Annotated in this window: 11 protein-coding genes; 7 read left to right on the forward strand and 4 right to left on the reverse strand. The window is 55.4% G+C overall.

The genetic code is table 11. The annotated features are described in order from the left end of the window. Positions 1–9: 9 nt before the first annotated feature. Together WHS88_07410 and WHS88_07415 are read left to right on the forward strand one after the other, a co-directional pair. Complete coding sequence (locus tag WHS88_07410; protein MEJ5259998.1) at positions 10–1128, forward strand: macro domain-containing protein; 1119 nt, start codon at positions 10–12, stop codon at positions 1126–1128. 74 nt (positions 1129–1202) lie between these two features. Then, a complete protein-coding gene (locus tag WHS88_07415; protein ID MEJ5259999.1) occupies positions 1203–1445 on the forward strand; it encodes a hypothetical protein in 243 nt (80 codons plus the stop codon). Positions 1446–1479: 34 nt separating this feature from the next. Here WHS88_07415 and WHS88_07420 read toward each other — a convergent pair whose 3' ends face one another. The 3 genes from WHS88_07420 to nadB form a co-directional block, all read right to left on the reverse strand. Beyond that, entirely contained in the window at positions 1480–2562 is a 1083-nt protein-coding gene (locus WHS88_07420) for a glycoside hydrolase family 88 protein (GenBank protein MEJ5260000.1), read from the reverse strand. Between the two features lie 20 nt (positions 2563–2582). Then, on the reverse strand, positions 2583–4136 hold the full coding sequence (locus tag WHS88_07425) for a hypothetical protein (GenBank protein MEJ5260001.1): 1554 nt from the start codon (positions 4134–4136) through the stop codon (positions 2583–2585). An 86-nt stretch (positions 4137–4222) separates the two neighbouring features. Then, on the reverse strand, positions 4223–5836 hold the full coding sequence (nadB, locus tag WHS88_07430) for an L-aspartate oxidase (GenBank protein MEJ5260002.1): 1614 nt from the start codon (positions 5834–5836) through the stop codon (positions 4223–4225). A 508-nt stretch (positions 5837–6344) separates the two neighbouring features. On the opposite strand from nadB, the gene WHS88_07435 reads away from it, so the two are divergent. Beyond that, positions 6345–6872: a sigma-70 family RNA polymerase sigma factor gene (locus tag WHS88_07435; GenBank protein ID MEJ5260003.1), complete on the forward strand. Its 528-nt coding sequence runs from the start codon at positions 6345–6347 to the stop codon at positions 6870–6872. Beyond that, positions 6869–10567 (forward strand): carboxypeptidase regulatory-like domain-containing protein, encoded by a 3699-nt coding sequence (locus WHS88_07440; protein ID MEJ5260004.1) that lies wholly within the window; start codon positions 6869–6871, stop codon positions 10565–10567. Before WHS88_07435 ends, WHS88_07440 begins: the two co-directional genes overlap by 4 nt. Before the next feature lie 8 nt (positions 10568–10575). Here WHS88_07440 and dnaA read toward each other — a convergent pair whose 3' ends face one another. Continuing rightward, on the reverse strand, positions 10576–11958 hold the full coding sequence (gene dnaA / locus WHS88_07445) for a chromosomal replication initiator protein DnaA (protein ID MEJ5260005.1): 1383 nt from the start codon (positions 11956–11958) through the stop codon (positions 10576–10578). Positions 11959–12400: 442 nt separating this feature from the next. Here dnaA and WHS88_07450 point away from each other — a divergent pair, with 442 nt between their 5' ends. From WHS88_07450 to WHS88_07460, 3 genes are all read left to right on the forward strand, one after another. Further along, positions 12401–13897: a hypothetical protein gene (locus WHS88_07450; protein MEJ5260006.1), complete on the forward strand. Its 1497-nt coding sequence runs from the start codon at positions 12401–12403 to the stop codon at positions 13895–13897. Between the two features lie 68 nt (positions 13898–13965). After that, complete coding sequence (locus WHS88_07455; protein MEJ5260007.1) at positions 13966–15702, forward strand: hypothetical protein; 1737 nt, start codon at positions 13966–13968, stop codon at positions 15700–15702. 232 nt (positions 15703–15934) lie between these two features. Continuing rightward, entirely contained in the window at positions 15935–17068 is a 1134-nt protein-coding gene (locus WHS88_07460) for a right-handed parallel beta-helix repeat-containing protein (GenBank protein MEJ5260008.1), read from the forward strand. The last annotated feature ends 16 nt before the right edge of the window (positions 17069–17084 follow it).

Raw genomic sequence — 17084 nt, forward strand, 5'->3', positions numbered from 1 at the left:
GGATGGGGTATGTCTATAAAAATATTAATCGGCGATTTGTTTTCGTCCAAAGCCCAGACTCTTGTTAATACGGTTAACTGTACAGGGATTATGGGGAAGGGGATTGCCCAGCAATTTAAAGAGAGATTTCCGGATATGTTCAGGGACTATGTAGCACGCTGTGAACGAAATGAGGTTCAGCTCGGACGGCCGTATTTGTATAAAGATTTGTATGGTGTTTCTATTGTGAATTTTCCAACTAAGAAGCATTGGAGGTCCGTATCGCGTGTCGAGGACATTATCAAGGGTCTCCAATATTTTCTCGAAAAGTATAAAGAATGGAAGATTACTTCCGTTGCTTTTCCTCCCTTGGGATGTGGGAATGGAGGTCTTGAGTGGGATATTGTGGGCCCCATTCTTTATCAAAATCTTTCACAAATTGATATTTCTGTTGAGATTTATGCGCCTTATGGAACGCCTTCACAAAAGCTAACTCACGATTTTTTATCCAAAACCGTTGAACGTTGGACGGAAAAAACTTTGAATGCTTCAAAAGAGAAAGTAAAACAGGAATGGTTTGTATTACTTGAGGTTTTATCGAGACTTCAGCAGCAGCCGTATTCATTGCCTGTTGGAAGGACCATCTTTCAAAAAATATGTTATGTAGCGACTGAAATGGGTTTGGATACGGGTTTTCGATACAAACAAGGGACCTATGGTCCATTTTCCTCACAAATTAAGCCGGCCATCTCTGTTTTGGCGAACGCCAATTTAATATTGGAAACACAATCGGGAAGAATGATACATTTAAAAGTTGGCCCACAGTATGAATCGACGAGAAAACATAAGCTTGATTTTTTAGAAAAGCATCAGAATCTCATAGAAAAAATTACGGATTTATTTTTGCGAATTAAAGATACAGAGCAGGCCGAAGAGGTGTCAACTGTTCTCTATACCGTACAGGAACTTACACGAAGAACAAATCAATCTTTAATTTCTGAACAAGAAGTTTATGATTTTATTATTCAGTGGAAAAAGTCTTGGAATACCGAAGAGAAGAGAAAAGCGGTAGCTGATACAATACGAAGTCTTGGTATGTTGGGATGGATAAAAACAGAATTTAGTGAAAGTCTCTTAGTTGATGCCTAACATGCAAAGCCAGTAGGTTGTTTTACGCGGCTGCAGCTGTTGCTTTTTTAATTGTTTTTCACCAAAGGGACCCTATGAACTCTCTTTTTCCGGTCGGGCCGGATATTATCCACGACCAGAAAACGATTTATGGGTCGTGGGTGACCTGTCTGTGGCGGATGGAGGAGCTGGTGGAGCGTCTGGTCCGCTGGAAACTGCACCCTGATCGGCTGATAACTCACCGTTTTGCCTTGGCGCAGGCGGCGGAGGCCTATGCGCTGATGGCCTCCGGCCGCTGCGGCAAGGTCGCCGTGGTTTTTGACGAAGAGCTCAAATAACCGCTCGGCTGATTTGCGAGCCGGTGTTTTTGTTTTACGGCTTGAGCTGATGGGCAATCAGCCACAGGACGGGGGCCTGCCCGTGCAGGTCGCCGACGACACGCGGCCGCTTCAGGTAAAACTCAATGTCATCCTGCTGGCCGGTGCCGACGCAGACCTCGCGGACATTGCCTTCCCGGTCCACGTGAGCAATCAGGGCCTTTTTGGCGGCTTCGACGGCCGGCATATACTGCGATTTCTTCAGCCAGCCGTGTTCGACGCCGACGGCCATCGCATAGGCAAACATCGCCGTGCAGGAGCTTTCCGTCCAGGAATACGGATTATCAATCAGCTGCCGCCACATCCCGTTGTCGGATTGATACCGCAGCAGCGAGGCCATCATCTTTTTGTAGCCGGCCATGATTTCGGGACGGAGTCGATGGTCGGCCGGCAGAGAACTGAGCACCTCGGCCAGCGAGGCGGCCACCCAGCCGTTGCCGCGTCCCCAGAAGTAGTGGAAATCGGGCCCGTGGAAGAACAGGCCGTTGGGCTGCTGGAGTTTCTTCAGATAGGCCGCCAGCTGCATCGCCGCCCGGTCGGCGTATTTGGGATTGCCGGTCGCCCGGTAGGCCTGAATCTGAAGCATCCCGACCATGTACATATCGTCAATCCACCAGCGGGTCTGGCTGGTCAGGCCGTCCTCCTGCGTGGTTTCCCACTGGCTGTCGGCGAAGGTCAGACCCAGTTCGAGCCATCGCTTATCGCCGGTAATCCGATAAATCTCGAACGGCACAATGCCTTCGACATTGTGGTCCACGTGCGAATGACGCGAAATCAGGATGCTGTCCGGCTCGAGGAATTTCTCATAGCGGGCGATGACTTTTTGAAGCAGGGCCTTGTCGCCGGTATAGTCTGCAAACCGCAGGGCCCCGACCGCCGTACAGGCCTCGGCATAATGAAGCCCTTTCCCGGGCCGATAGAGCGAATAATCCTTGCGGTCCAGCAGATTCTGGACGACACGCCGGCCGACTTCCTTCAGTTCCGCCTCGGAGGTCGGTTTGGTTTTTTTCGGAGCAGCGGCACAGGAAGCACACAGCATCAGTCCGGCACACAGAATCGGCAGCATTCGTTTCATCATCAGTCTCCTGCAAAAAAAGGTTAAGGGTTCTCTCGTTCTGTCAGTCGATAGCTCACAAAGGCAAATTCCCGGCTGTCGGGCGACCAGGAGGGCACATTGAGGGTGCCCTGTCCGCCGAAGAGCCGGGTCAGCGTGCGCGGTTCCTCTTCACGGTCGGTCGGCAGAAGCCGCAGGACGACCTCCTGCTGAGCCGGATGGCCTTTGACGTGTTTGTCATAAGAAAGAAAGACAATCCATTTGCCGTCCGGCGACGGATGCGGGAACCAGTCGTTGTACTGGTCATCAAAGGTCATCAGGACGGGGTTGGTTCCGTCGGCATTCATCCGCCAGAGAAACATCGGGCCTTCCCGGTCGGAGTTGAAATAGATGAATTTGCCGTCGGGGGAGTAATCCGGCCCGTCTTCATGGGCGGGAGTATTGGTCAGCTGCCGCTCCGGGCCGCCTTTGAGGTCGATGGCATAGATGTCGTATTGTCCGCCGCGCTGGGCACAATAGACCACGGTTTTGCCGTCCGGCGAAACGCCGTGCCAGTAAGACGGACCCTGCGGGGTAATCAGTCGAGGCCTGCCTCCTTTGGAAGGCACGCGGTAAATCTTTGATACGCCATTGTCATCGTGGCTGAGAAAAATCCATTTGCCGTCCGGCGCAAATCCGTGGTCGTTGTTGCACCGGTCGGCAAAGCCGGTGTTAAGCCGCTTGGGCGTGCCGCCCTCGACGGGGATTGTATAAAGCCGTCCGCCGCTGTTGAACAGCAGCGTTTTGCCGTCGGGCGACCAGTTCGGCGCCTCGATGTGCATTTCGGTTGTCGAGAAGACGACGCGCCGCCGTCCGGTTTGGATGTTGAAAATTTCCAGACTGCTTTCGAGCATCCGGTTTTCCTCCTCAACCAGCCCCCTCGTTCGGATGAAAACGTTTTTGAAGACGGCCTGGGCCGTTTGCGTGTTGTCGTGCGAACAGACAATCAGACCGGCGTAAACGGGTTCGCTCATCGAAACGACGACGGTGCCGACCGGTTCGAAGGTTCTGCCGTCTTCGGAGACAGACATCGTGAAAAGCCGGCCCTGGCGGACCAGGCGGATATACGGGGGATTCGGCAGACCGCAGGGCACCTCCATGGTCGGGCCGTCCTGCATCCGGCGAAACTGAAGCGCCGCCGCGCCGCTGCCGTGAATGACGGCATCGACGTAGGCCGCATCGTGGTCCATGTTTTGACGAATCATCCAGCCGGCCTTGCGGTGGGGGTGGGTGCCGGCGGCCCATTCGACCCGGGCGGTCAGTTCGACATCGCCGACGATTTGCTTCCAGGCGAAGTGAAAGGCGTCGCTGTGATACCAGATGTTTTCGCCGCTGCCGGTCAGTCGGTAGAGTCCGCCGGAGGGGTCATATTCGGTTCGGCCGGCGACAGCGGTTTCGCCGACATCGCGCGAGCCCTCAAAAAGTCCCAGGGAAGAGCCGCTGCACGCGCAGCCGAATGCGGCGGCACGGAACAGAAGAACGGCCGAAAGCAGAACCCCCGAACACGGCAGGGCGGTTTTGTGTCCAAACACTGTCTGGTTTCGGCTTTTTCGTTCCATCGGTTCTCTTCCCGGCTGACCTGTCCAGCCGCAGAAGATTGTAGCCGACCCGCCCCGTTCACGCAACCTGTTTGTCTGAGTTTCGCTCAGCGGGACAGTTCGATGTGTTTGAGGAAGCGGTCGTTGTCAGGGGCGGGGTAATCCTGCCGGAAGTGGACGCCGCGGGATTCCTTTCGCTCCTCGGCAGCGCGGGCCATCAGCAGGGCCAGCGTGAGCATATTCTGGCATTCCCACCCGAACGGCGCATCGAAGACCTTATCCATCACATAGCGCTGCCAAAAGCGGATAATCTCCTGGGCTTCGACGAGGGGCGTTTCTTTGCGGGTAATGCCGACATTGCGCCACATCAGGGCCCGCAGTGAATTGCGGACGTCGTCGGTGTCCAGATGACTGCGGCCGGAATGCGCAATATGAAATTCGATTCGTTTGGGACGCAGATGTGTTCGCGTGCGTTTGAGACCTTCGGCGGCGTGCCGGCCTGCAATCCGGCCGTACACAAGCCCTTCCAGAAGCGAGTTGCTCCCCAGCCGGTTGGCCCCGTGCAGTCCGGTAGAGGCCGCTTCGCCGCAGACATAGAGGTTGGCAATATTGGAAGCGGCGTTTCGGTCCACCTTGACGCCGCCGATGAGATAATGAGCACTGGGGCGGACGGGAATCATCTCCCGGCTGATGTCGATGTCGAACGACTCGCACAGTTCGCTGATGACCGGAAAACGCTTGCGGAAATGCTCCTTGTCAAAGTGGCGGATGTCCAGATAGACATGGGTTGAGTTGGTCTTGAGCATCCGGTCGAGGATGGCCCGGCTGACGACGTCGCGCGGGGCCAGCTCCGCATCCGGGTGATAATCTTTCATAAAGGCGATTCCGTCGCGGTCGCGCAGGATGGCGCCTTCACCGCGCAGCGTCTCGGTAATCAGAGCGCGCGAAGCGCCGGCGATATACAGCGTCGTCGGATGAAACTGCATAAACTCCAGGTCCCGCAGGACCGCCCCCGCGCGGTAGGCCATTGCCAGTCCGTCGCCGGTGGCGTTTTCCGGGTTGGTGGTTTCCCGATACAGCCGGCCGGCGCCGCCGGTGGCCAGAATCGTCCGGGCCGCCCAGATGATTTGCAAATTGCCCGCGCGTTGCCCGATGACGCCCAGGCATTCATTTTCGTCGTTGGTCAAAAGGTCAATCGCAAAAAAGTGCTCGAGGATGCGGATTTGCGGCATCGAACGGAGTTTTCGAATCAGGCCTTCGGCGATGCCGCGGCCGGTCGAGTCGCCGTGGGAGTGGATGACGCGCGGATGCGAATGGCCGCCTTCGAGTGTGGCGTCCAGCACGCCGTTTATTTTGTCAAATTCCGTCCCCCAATCCAGCAGTTCGCGAATGAGGGCCGGACCTTCGGAGACCACCTGACGGACGACCTCCGGTTCACACAGACCGGCGCCGGCGGCCATGGTGTCGGCGATGTGGCTGTCGATGCTGTCTTCAGTCCGCACCACAGCGGCAATGCCGCCCTGGGCGTTCCAGGTATTTGAGTCGGCCAGCGTTCCTTTGCAGACCAGCGTGACCGAAGCACCGCACAGAGCGGCTTCAATCGCCGCCCGCAGTCCCGCAATCCCAGACCCGATGACCAGACAGTCCGTAAAAAACTGCTGCGTGGACAAACTGTCAATCGGCACCAGATACCGCCGAAATTCCGGCTGTTTCGAAGGCATTCAAATCCCTTTCTTCAAACGATAACGATATACAGTAGAAGATGGAAGCAAAGGTTTTTCCATTATACATCTGCACGAGAAAGGCAGAAAAAAAATCAAAAAATTTTTTCCGTCTGATAAAAAAGCCGCTGCGAACGTCAAATAAAAGTTTGCGTAGTAATACTGGAAGACAAAATTATTTATGTTTTTTCAGACGATTGCCGAAATACCAGACAGCAAGTTAATGGCTCTTAATCAGTGACCCAAAAGGCCATCTTAGCCGGGGAAGGGACGGCGAAAAGTGACCCGCACACAAGGCCGATGGTAAACGCCCGCCGCAAATCCCAAGGCCCGCTAAGCCCTGTACGAGAAGAGCCATTCAAACCAAAGAAGGGAGAGCATCGGCGGCCCTCCCTTCTTTTTTTGTCCCCTCAATATCGACATACTCCACCTTGAATATTCATCTGTTTTTTTGATAATTTTCTCTCAGAACGGTGTCTATAAGTAAGGAGAGCAGAAAGGAGTTTTTTTGGCGGCGGCGGAAGACAACCTTGTACAGCAGGCCCAGCAGGGCAGCCGGCAGGCCTATGCGGACCTTATCCGCAAATACTATGGGTCTGTCTATATGGTGTGTTTGGGGTATTTGGGAAATCCGACGGATGCGGAGGATACGGCTCAGGAGGTTTTTTTGAAGGGATATATGAAAATTCGAACCCTCCGCTGTCCTGAACAGTTTGAAGGATGGATCCGTCGGATTGCCAAAAATGAATCCCGTAATCTCCTTCGCCGCCGGCGAAAAGAGACGTCCTTGTTTTCTTTTCCGGCGGAGATTTTTGCCGCAAAAGACTGTTTGGAAACATCTTATGAAGAACTTCAATCGGCGATTGCCGGGATGCCGGCGGATTTGCGAGTGCCTTTGCTGATGTACTATTTTGACGGCCGTCGGGCTGACCACGTGGCCCAGGCCCTCGGCGTGTCCCGCATCAGCATTTATCGGCGGCTCAAAGAGGCCGTCGGGCTGCTGGGCGAAGTGCTCCGGAAAGGACGGGAAGGATGAAGGATGCCTGCCGGGACATTTGCGAACTTCTTGCGGAACGGCTGCTGGGGCCGCTTGCTCCGGCGCAGCAGGAGCGGCTCGAACGGCATCTGGAGGGGTGTGCTGCCTGCCGACAGCTTGCCCGGCAGCTGGAAAAACACGACCGGTATCTTTCGGAGTGGAGTCAAACGATGCGTGCCGATTTGTCGGACAAGGCGGAGCGGGCCGCAGAGGCCTTTCTGGCGGCTGGACCCATTCGCCAGAGCCGTCCGCTCCGCTGGGGCTGGGTTGTTTCGGCGGCGGCGGTGGTGATGACAGGGGCGGCCGTTTGGCTGATGCTGCCCAGCCGCAAAGACATCGAATTCCGGCACGAACCGTTCAAAGGAAAAGGGATTGTGTCGGAACCGGCTCCTGCCGACCGGATTTCCGCTGTGCCGGTTGTGCAGAATCAAAATCAGCTGGAGGAACAGACGAAAATCCAGCTCCGTCAGGCCCGGTATTTCTTTGACACGAAAAATGTCCCGGCCCTGGCGGCGCTGTATCAGACCGGCGCGGAGCCGACCCGGCTGGCGGTGCTGGATTATCTGGCTCAAATCAATACGCCCGAGGCCCTGCGGGTCCTGGAAGACCTGCAGAAACAGTCTGTTCCGCCGCCGCCGCCGCCCGCCGAGCCCAATCAGCATTCTGCGATTGTGCCCCGCGCCGGTTCGGTGCCGGGGGCTGAAAAAGAGCAGACCGAGCCGCCGGCCGCAGCGGCTGTCGCACCGGCCCGACCGGTTTGGTTTGACCCCAATGCGGTCGATGCCGACAACTGGCGGACCGGTGTGCTGGGCATTCAGGTCGTCGATGCCGTCACCGGCGAACCCATTCCCGGCGCCGAGCTGAAATTTGATATGAATCCCAAAATAAATATTCCCAAAAACGCCTTTACCAATCAGTTCGGCCGGTATGAGCTGAACTATTATGAGTCAAAGATGGCTTTTCTCGAAGTGAAGATACGCAAAGCACCCTATGTCGGAGCTCAACTGTACTGGGGTCTGAATTCTCCCGGCGATACGTTGGTTTTGCCGCTTCAGAGGCGGGTTTCTCTTCGGCAGGGATGCTCAGTGGGCGGCCGAGTGGAAACGATCGATGGCAAACCGGTGGAAGGGGCAGCAATCGATTTTTCCCTTCATCAAACCAGCCAAGAGGAAGAATATCCTCTGATTGAGGATGCCGAGCTCAAAACTGATGCAGACGGAAAATGGGAACTCCAATCCTTCCCATGCGATTTAGTCTATGGGACCTTCAGCATTGCCGTGAAACATCCGGAGTATGTTCCGGAAAATCCGTTCAGCATTCAGCCGCTGCCGGAGGATTTGCGGAATAAGACGTTTCGAGTCCTAATGAAGCAGGGACTCGTCATCTCGGGTCGGGTGACGGATTCTGAAGGCCGTCCGATTGAGGGAGCCCGTGTCTTTGCAGGGGCTGACCGATTTATGCGGGGTGTAAAAGAAACAAAAACTGATGTGGATGGTCGCTACAGACTGACAAACTGCACAATTCAAAATCTGACCATAACGGTAACCGCACGCGGGTTTGCACCGGCCCTGCGGGAGCTGAGCGTTGAAGAGAATCTTCAGGACGTGAATTTTACCCTGAGCTCCGGATATCAGGTTCTTGTGCGAGTCATCGACTCGAAAGGATATCCAATTCCGTCTGTGATGCTGCGGGCGGATAGCTGGGGCTATTCATCTCTGTTCTCCATAGGAGCTCGAACGCTTCCCCACCAGGTCCAGACGGATGCAACGGGATTCTGCATCCTCGAAGATTTGCCGCCGGATGAAGTGAAGTTTTTGGTCCAGAAAGAAGGATATGTTTTTTATCAGGCTTATCCAATAACCGCGTCACAGCAGAATCGGTATGAAATTGTTCTTTACCCAACAGTCAAACTGACCGGCCGCGTACTGGATGCCCAAACCGGTCTTCCGGTGGAGCGGTTTCAGATGACGCCCGGGATTGACTGGAATAACAGCCACCAGCCCGTTTGGCAAACCAGCCAGAGAAGAATTTGTACGAATGGAGTCTATGAACAGATGCTGTATTATCAGGATGTCGGCTGGGCGGTTCAGATTGAGGCCGAGGGGTATTGGCCTGCCCAAAGCAAGGTGTATATCAATCAGGGGCGGGACATCGTTGAGGATATCTTTCTTGCTAAAGGTCGGGGACCTGCCGGAACGGTGTATTTGCCGGATGGAGGACCTGCCGAATCGGCGGAGGTGTATGTCGTTCAGCAGGACCGCTCTCTTGCTCTGGAGAATGGGTATGTCCGGGATTCGACCCGCCGGGCGGCTCGTACCGATTCAGAAGGCCGGTTTGTGCTGCCGCCGATTTCCGGTGTTTATGCGGTGGTCGTTCTGCATAAGGACGGGTTGGCGATTGTTTCAGGTGAATCTCTTGAACAAAACGGTTCTCTGACTCTTCAGCAGTGGTCTCGGGTGGAAGGAAGAGTTTATCAAAACAGCCAACCGGTTTCGAATCAGACCCTTTCTCTTTATTCTTTACCCGTAATAGAGGGGCTGGCGTTTCCTTTTATGGCCTCTTATGACACGACAAGCGATTCGCGGGGGACCTTTGTTTTTTCCCGTGTTCTGCCCGGTCGGCTTCGGATCGCTCGTTCGCAGCCGGTTGGTGTTGGAATTATACGTTTTGCAGATACTATCCCGATTCAGGTTGAGCCCGGGCAGACTGTCTTTATAGAACTCGGCAGGGAAGGCCGCCGCGTGACGGGACGGCTGCGGCTGACGGAGGACATGCAGGGGCGTTCCGGGGAGCACATTTCCCTGTCGATTCAGGCCTCTGTGCCGCCAGCGGAACCGGAGCCGTTTCCGGACTTTGAAATGCCGGTCGATTACTTTCTGATGACGCCGGAGGAGCAGCAGCAATGGATTGCAGATTTGATGAAGACGCCGCAGATGAAAGCGTATTACCAAAAAACTGACCAAACCGAAGAGCCGTTCTTGATCGAGGCGGAAGTCCGGTCCGATGGAACATTTATCGCAGACGGGGTTCCGCCGGGAAGTTATATTTTGTCGGGAACGGTACACCGGCCGGGAGCTGTGCGTGATTCGGTGGAATGGCACTTCCAGTCTCTGGGCAAAATTCATACAGTTTTCGAGGTGCCTCCGGCCGTTAGGGAGGGGGATTATGAAAAACCTGTGGATATCGGAGAGATTGCGGTAAAGCCGTTCCGGGAATTGACAGTCGGAGAACCGCTGGAATTGCCTGCGATGGAAGACCTTCAGGGGCATCCGATTTTTCTGTCCGATTACACCGGCCGCTATCTGCTGATGGATTTTGTGATGATTTCCGGACCTTTCCAGCATGAGAAGACATTAGAGGAATTGAAACAGTTGTATCGGCTGCATCAGCCATCGGGTCGGCTGGATGTGCTGAGTGTATGCCTGGAGCCGTTTGCTGCCTATGAACGACGAAATACATCTGTACTCAAGGCCCTTCGTCATTTTTCTGAGAAGAGGGAAATCCCCTGGAAAATCGGGCTGCTCTTGAGTCCTCTGGATTTGGACACAGCCCTTTATCGAACCCTGTTTGCTGCTCGGGGTTCTTCCCTGTTTTTAGTGGACCCGCAGGGGCGGCTTGCGGCGATGGATATTTCGCCGGAGCGGCTGGAGGAAACCCTGGCTCGGTATCTGCCCGAGGTGCCGGCAAATCCCTGAGCCTCGTTTCAGGAGATTTTTTCGATGAGCCGCTCGAGCAGCTCCTTGGCAGGCACCGAGCGAAAACCCGCGGCGCTGCGCCACCGAAGCGGCGTATTCCGCTCGAGGGCCTCCTCAATCTTCCGGCAGGCCAGAATGACCGTGGCGTGATTCTTGTTGCCCATCGCCTTGCCGATTTCCGGAAACGACATCTTGGTAAACCGCCGCGTCAGGTACATCGCCAGCGAACGGGCCAGCGAGACCGTGCGTTCTTTCCGGGCCGAGTGAATATCCGCGGGCTTCAGGTCGAAAAACTCCGCCACAACAGACACAATGTCGGAGTTGTGCACCACCGGGTCGGTGCGGGCGATATGCTCCGAAAGGATTTGCCGCACTTCGTCCAGCCCGGCGGGTTTTTGGGTGAGTGTGCTGTAGGCCATCACCTTCAGCAGGGCCCCTTCCAGCTCGCGCACGCTCGAACTGACGGCACCAGCGATGTATTCGGCCACCTCTTTGCGAAGCGGCTGGCCCATTCGTTTTGCCCGGTGCATCAGAATCCGACAGCGCGTATCGAAATCCGGCGGGTCAATCCGAATCACCATCCCCGAGACGAATCGGTTGACCAGTTTCTCGCACAGGGCCCCGATTTCCTTCGGGTGGGCATCCGAAGCCAGCACAATCTGCTTGCCCGCCAAATCGATGCTGTTGAACGTATGCAGAAACTCTTCCTGCATCGCATTTTTGTTGGACAAAAAGTGGATATCATCGATAGCCAAAAGGTCCAGATTGCGGAAGCGGTTTCGAAAGGCGTCGAGTTTTCGTGTTTTCAGAGCCAGAACGTATTGATTAGCAAAGTCTTCCGCCGACAGATACAGCCATTTGGCATGCGGACGCCGGCGGGCGATTTCATTACAGATGCCCTGAAGCAGGTGCGTTTTGCCTACTCCATATCCGCCGTGATAAAATAGGGGATTGAACGGGCTTTTCTCCTGTTCAACAACCGTTTTGGCCGCATTGTAAGCCAGCTCATTTTTGGCCCCGACTACAAACGTATCCAGACTCATTTTCAGCGGTTCGGTGCGTTTGGCGGCAGATGCGCTCGATTTCGCCGCACCAGCGGAGCCGTTAGCGGTCCCATTGGGCTTGGCCGCAGGACTGAGCGTGCGGTCGGTGATGTACTGAATCGGACGTTTCTGATGCAGAACCGCCTCCATCGCCTTCTGCAGCGGCTTTTCAAAGTGGCTTTGAATCCACTGCGAGATAAACGGATTGGCCACGGCGATTTCCAGACACTCTTCCCGGAGCGTCATACGTGTGGCATTTCGAAACCAAATTTGATATTGCTGAGCACCAATCTGGCGAGCCAGATGGTCCTGAATCGCATTGATTTCTTCCGTGAAGACGGCCTCCATGGGTTTCTTCCCTTCTTTCTGTGTCAAAAGCAAAGTTGTGTTTTCGGTTCGGCCTATTCGATACGTTTTTTAAACAGCGGCTATGATAGACCCGTGTGGAATTCCGATGCAAATGGAATTTTAACAGTTTCTTTTCCACAGCGGACAGATATCGAAAAACAAATGAGTTGGAGAGAAAAAAAATTTCTTATAAACGGCTTATCCACACCGCAAATCGGTTTTGTGGATAACCGGTGGGAACTGAGTCTGACACGGGGAAAAAATCCGCCGTATCAATATTGATAAAACGAAAAAATCTGGTATAATGTTCGCTGTTGATAAAGGAGGACAAACAGGCAAAACAGGGCTTTCAACCGAAACATCCCGAGTTTTTTCAACACTCAGCTGTTGCTTGTCGTTGCTGAAACATCGATGAGATTGACACCCTTGAAGGAGAGCATGTATGATCCCCGCCTTTCCCGACAGCCCCGCAGAGCATTTTCTTCGGGAGCCGCTTGATTCGTTTCCGCTGAAATCTCCGCCGAAGACGCGTGCCGAATTGCAAGAGTTTCTGGAATCGCATCTGGGAATTCGCGTGCCGGCCGCATCGGTCTGTCCGGAGCACAGCAGCCCGATGGATTACCTTTGGCACAGCTGGCGCACGGATTTTCCCGCGCTGCGTCCGGCAGGGCAAATCAGCGGCGACTGCATCGTTTGGGCCAACCGCGGCGGAGGCAAAACACAGCTGGCGGCGATCGCAACGCTTTTGGAGGGACTTTTCAAAGAAGACTGCCGCACACGCATTGTCGCCGGCTCGCTGGACCAGGCCGGACGAATGTATGAATATCTGACCGATTTTGTCCAGAGCGCCTTTCCCGAACAACTTGATGGCCGACTGCTCCGGGAGCGGTGCCGATTCAAAAACGGCACACAGGTTCGGCTTCTGGCCCAATCGCAGCGGGCCCTTCGCGGTCACCACGTGCAGAAACTCCGCTGCGATGAGGTCGAGCTGTTTGACGAGGCGATTTTCAGCGCCGGAAAGTTTTGTGTAAAAAGCCGCGGCGCTCTTCAGGGGGCGATGGAGTGTCTCAGTACGATGCATCGTCCATGGGGGCTGATGCAGAAAATTCTGTCCGATGCCGCTGTTTCGGGCATTCCGATTTTCAAGTGGTGCCTCTGGGAGGTCATTCAGCGCTGCGGGCCCGAGCGAAGCTGCAGCCGATGCCCCCTCAACAGTGATTGTCAGGGCAGGGCGAGGCATTCCGACGGATTTCTGCTGATTGACGACTGCATTGCGCAGATGCGCCGCAGCAGCCGGGCGGCCTTTGAATCGGAGATGCTGTGCATCCGGCCCAATCTGGAGAATGCTGTCTTTGCAGATTTTGACCCGGCGGTGCATGTCCGTCCGTTCGACCTGGACGCCGCCCTGCCGCTGTATCGGGCGATTGATTTCGGCTATGTTCATCCGTTTGTGTGCCTGTGGATTCAGGTTGACCGGGCCGGGACTGTGCGCGTGGTTGATGAGTATGTCCAGTCCCGCCGGACGCTGGCCGCCCATGCGGAGGAAATCAAGCGCCGCACACCCGGCGGACAGCCCGTTCGCACCTTCTGCGACCCGGCGGGCAAACAGCCCAGCGACGAAAGCGGGCTTACACCGGTGGAGGTCCTCAAATCCTGCGGCATTCCGGTTCAGTCCTGTCCGAGCCGCATCGAAAACGGTCTGGAGCTGATTCGCCGGCACCTTCGGGCTGGGGACGGCACCAGCCGGCTTCTGATTGCTTCCCGGTGCATCCGCCTGATTGAGGCCATGCAGAGCTATCACTATCCGGAGCGTCCGGCCGGCGGCTGCACAGAGACCCCCGTCAAAGACGGCGTCTATGACCACCCCATCGATGCACTGCGGTACTTCTTTGTGAATTATTTCAAACCGAGCGGCAAGATTCGACAGGTCCGCTGGTAGCGGCCGGAAAGGAATGGAAGCGGTGTTTGCGGCCGGATACAATAAACTGCTTTCGAGGAGCTTCAGTTATGAATCGATTGACGGGATGTTTACGGATTGTCGCTGGACTGATTTTGACGGCGTGTGTTTTTGCCGCCGAGCCGTCAGAACAGCCGGCCCGGCGGGTGATGGCGTTTTACTATCCGTGGTACGGCACCCCCGACGGCCCGGGCGGGGCAGGCCGAGTCGTTCACTGGGGGCGCATCAATCCGGACAAACGGGATATTTCCGACAGCACACACTATCCGCGCGGCGGGGCCTATGATTCCCACTGTCCGCAGGTGATAGACCGGCACTGCCGACAGGCCCAGGACAGCGGCATCGATACGCTGATTGTCAGCTGGTGGGGAGCGGGTTCTTATGAAGACCGCGCGATGCCGCAAATCCTCGATGCCTGCCGGCGGTACGGCCTGACGGCGACGGTTTATTACGAAACAGTTCCCCCGCCGCAGACGCCGCAGTCGGCCTGCAGCGACATTCTCCGCAATGTGCTGCAAAAATATGCTTCGCATCCGGCCTGGCTCCGGCACAACGGCAAACCGGTCGTTTTTGTGTACGGCAGGGCCGTCGAGGAAATCGGGCTGCTCGGCTGGCATCAGGTCAAACAGCGGCTGGAAGCCGAGTTTCCGGGCGGGGCGGTTCTGATTGGCGACGGTTTTTCCTATGGGACGGCGGCGGTCTTTGACGGGCTTCACACCTACAATCCCGCCGGTGAGCTGGCCGGCAAAACATTGCCGCAGCTGCGAACCTGGTGTGCCCAAACCTATCCCCAATGGATTCAAACAGCCCGACAGCAGGGCCGAATCGCCGCCTTAACCGTTATTCCCGGATATGATGATACCAAGATTCGCACGCCGGGCCTGAAGGTGCCTCGCCTGGATGGCAAACTTTATGCTTTGCAATGGGAGGCGGCCGTCCGGGCGGCGCCCGACTGGATTCTGATTACCAGTTTTAATGAGTGGCACGAGGGCAGTGAAATAGAGCCGTCGGTCGAATACGGTGATGCCTATTTGAAACTCACCGTCTGCTTCAGCCACGAGTTTCGAGCGATGCTTCACGCCCCCAAAACGGTTGAACCGGTTTTGTCGGCGGATGTCCAGAAACAGCTGCAGGAGGCATTCACAAAACGGTCGGCTGCTGTGCTGCCGGAGCCGTCCTCGACGGCGTTTTGGCTTTTGCTGAAACAAAAAAGCGATTTGAAAATCCTGTCGTGGGAAGAGGTGGTCGGCGGGGACTTAACGAAGGAGCGTTATTCGATGGTGCTGTATGCCGGCGGCGAGACCTATCGCACAACAGTTTTTCAGGAGGGCGATGTCCGCCGTGCGCTGGAAGCCTATGTCAAATCCGGCGGCATTCTGGCGGTGCTGCCCGCGCAGCCCTGGCCGTTTTATTACAACGAACACGGACAGGTCGTAAACGATGCAGCCCGATACGGCCTCACACTCAATGGGGGCTGGGAGCAGCCGCCTGCCGACAAAGAATTGTTTTTCGAACCCTCGTCAGAGAGGAAGGTCCTTTCCCAACCTATTCCGTTTCCGGCCTCCGGAGACCGCCGCTGGCGTCCGTTTGTTCGCAGTCCGCATCACGTCGAATGCCGGCCGCTCCTTGTGCTCAAAGACCGGCAGGGCCATTCCTATGGGGACGGCCTGGTCCTTGCCAAAACCGCCGACGGCGGCACCATCGCCTACGGCTGGTTCGGTTTGCTCAACACCCCGCAGGCCGAGGTCGTCCTGGCGGAATTATTCCTGCAATTGTCGGAAAAATAAGTTTTTATCGGACACGGAGAAGGCGGCTGTTTTCGAACAGGATGGCAGGTTTTTTCTTGAAAAAATTGACGATAAATTGATAAAATAGGCAAAATTGCTTTGCTTTTTACAGAAAAACGTCGGGGTGAGGACGAAGAAGAAAGCCGCCGGCAGCACATTGATGGGGGCATTCCAAACGACCCTGCCTTGACAGAGTGTTCCCAAAAGTACTGCGTTTGAAAGGAGAATTGTTATGTTCGGCAGGACGTTTGCAAGAGGGCTGGCGGGGTGGATGTTAGTTTGGATGGCGGCGGCGACGGCGGGCGATTTGAATCCCTCGGCTCCGCCCACAAGCGGGACGATGAAGCCCCTGGACCAGATTGAGCCCCGCATTGCGGTTTGTGCGGCCAATACGCCGGGTGACAGCGCCTATACGTATATAATTTCCCAACCGGGCAGCTATTATCTGACGGACAATGTCATTGTGCCCACCAACAAAGGCGGCATTCGGGTGATGGCCGACCATGTGACACTCGATTTGATGGGTTTCCGGATTGAAAATACCTTTGTCGGCACAAAAGGGGCGGATGGAATCGCTCTGGCGGGGGGGACGAGAAAAAATATTGTTATTAAGAACGGAACCATCCGCGCCTTTCGTTGCGGAATTTCCAACAGCTCCCTCAATGACGCGGATGTTCAGATTCTGGGGATTGCCGTTTTCAGCAATGTCAATCACGGCATTTATCTGAATACCAGCACCACCGATACAACGACCGGCGGCGGAATCATTGTTCGAGACTGTATAGCGGAAAACAACGGCATGACCGGAATCTCTGTTGGCAACAGTGCAAAGGTGGAACGCTGCACGGCCAATCGGAATCAGACAGGGATTTCCACCGGCGAAGGCGGCATCATTCGCGGATGCAATACATCTTACAATACGCAGGTCGGCATTGCAGCCGGAGAAAATAATCTGATAGAAAACAATGTCAGCAGCCGCAACGGACAAAGCGGGATTACGACCAATTCGACCAGCACCATACGCGGCAACAGTGTTTACTACAACGGCGATTATGGGATTTTTGCCGGCTACGGCAGTGTTGTGACGGACAATACCGTCCGGTCGAATCAGAACCACGGGATTCGTGCCTATAGTGCGTGTGTTCTCAGCGGCAATACATGCTCCAACAATCAGGCCAGCGGCATCTTTGTCATCGTGGGTTCGACGGTTGTGAGGAATTCGGCCTATATGAATCAGCAGAACGGTATTTACGCCTCCGGATGTCTGGTGGATCAGAACACCTGCGTGAACAACAATCAAAGCGGCGGCAGCTACGTGAATCTCTATACCTCCGGCTGCACGGTCGGGACCAATCATGCCCCGTAGCCGTCGGGATTCAAAG

This window comes from Anaerohalosphaeraceae bacterium, from assembly GCA_037479115.1.
Lineage (GTDB): Bacteria > Planctomycetota > Phycisphaerae > Sedimentisphaerales > Anaerohalosphaeraceae > JAHDQI01.

Coding starts and splice junctions, on each gene's coding strand:
- WHS88_07410 (MEJ5259998.1), top strand. CDS start 10: ATGTCTATAAAAATATTAATCGGCGATTTGTTTTCGTCCAAAGCCCAG.
- WHS88_07415 (MEJ5259999.1), top strand. CDS start 1,203: ATGAACTCTCTTTTTCCGGTCGGGCCGGATATTATCCACGACCAGAAA.
- WHS88_07420 (MEJ5260000.1), bottom strand. CDS start 2,562: ATGATGAAACGAATGCTGCCGATTCTGTGTGCCGGACTGATGCTGTGT.
- WHS88_07425 (MEJ5260001.1), bottom strand. CDS start 4,136: ATGGAACGAAAAAGCCGAAACCAGACAGTGTTTGGACACAAAACCGCC.
- nadB (MEJ5260002.1), bottom strand. CDS start 5,836: ATGCCTTCGAAACAGCCGGAATTTCGGCGGTATCTGGTGCCGATTGAC.
- WHS88_07440 (MEJ5260004.1), top strand. CDS start 6,869: ATGAAGGATGCCTGCCGGGACATTTGCGAACTTCTTGCGGAACGGCTG.
- dnaA (MEJ5260005.1), bottom strand. CDS start 11,958: ATGGAGGCCGTCTTCACGGAAGAAATCAATGCGATTCAGGACCATCTG.
- WHS88_07450 (MEJ5260006.1), top strand. CDS start 12,401: ATGATCCCCGCCTTTCCCGACAGCCCCGCAGAGCATTTTCTTCGGGAG.
- WHS88_07455 (MEJ5260007.1), top strand. CDS start 13,966: ATGAATCGATTGACGGGATGTTTACGGATTGTCGCTGGACTGATTTTG.
- WHS88_07460 (MEJ5260008.1), top strand. CDS start 15,935: ATGTTCGGCAGGACGTTTGCAAGAGGGCTGGCGGGGTGGATGTTAGTT.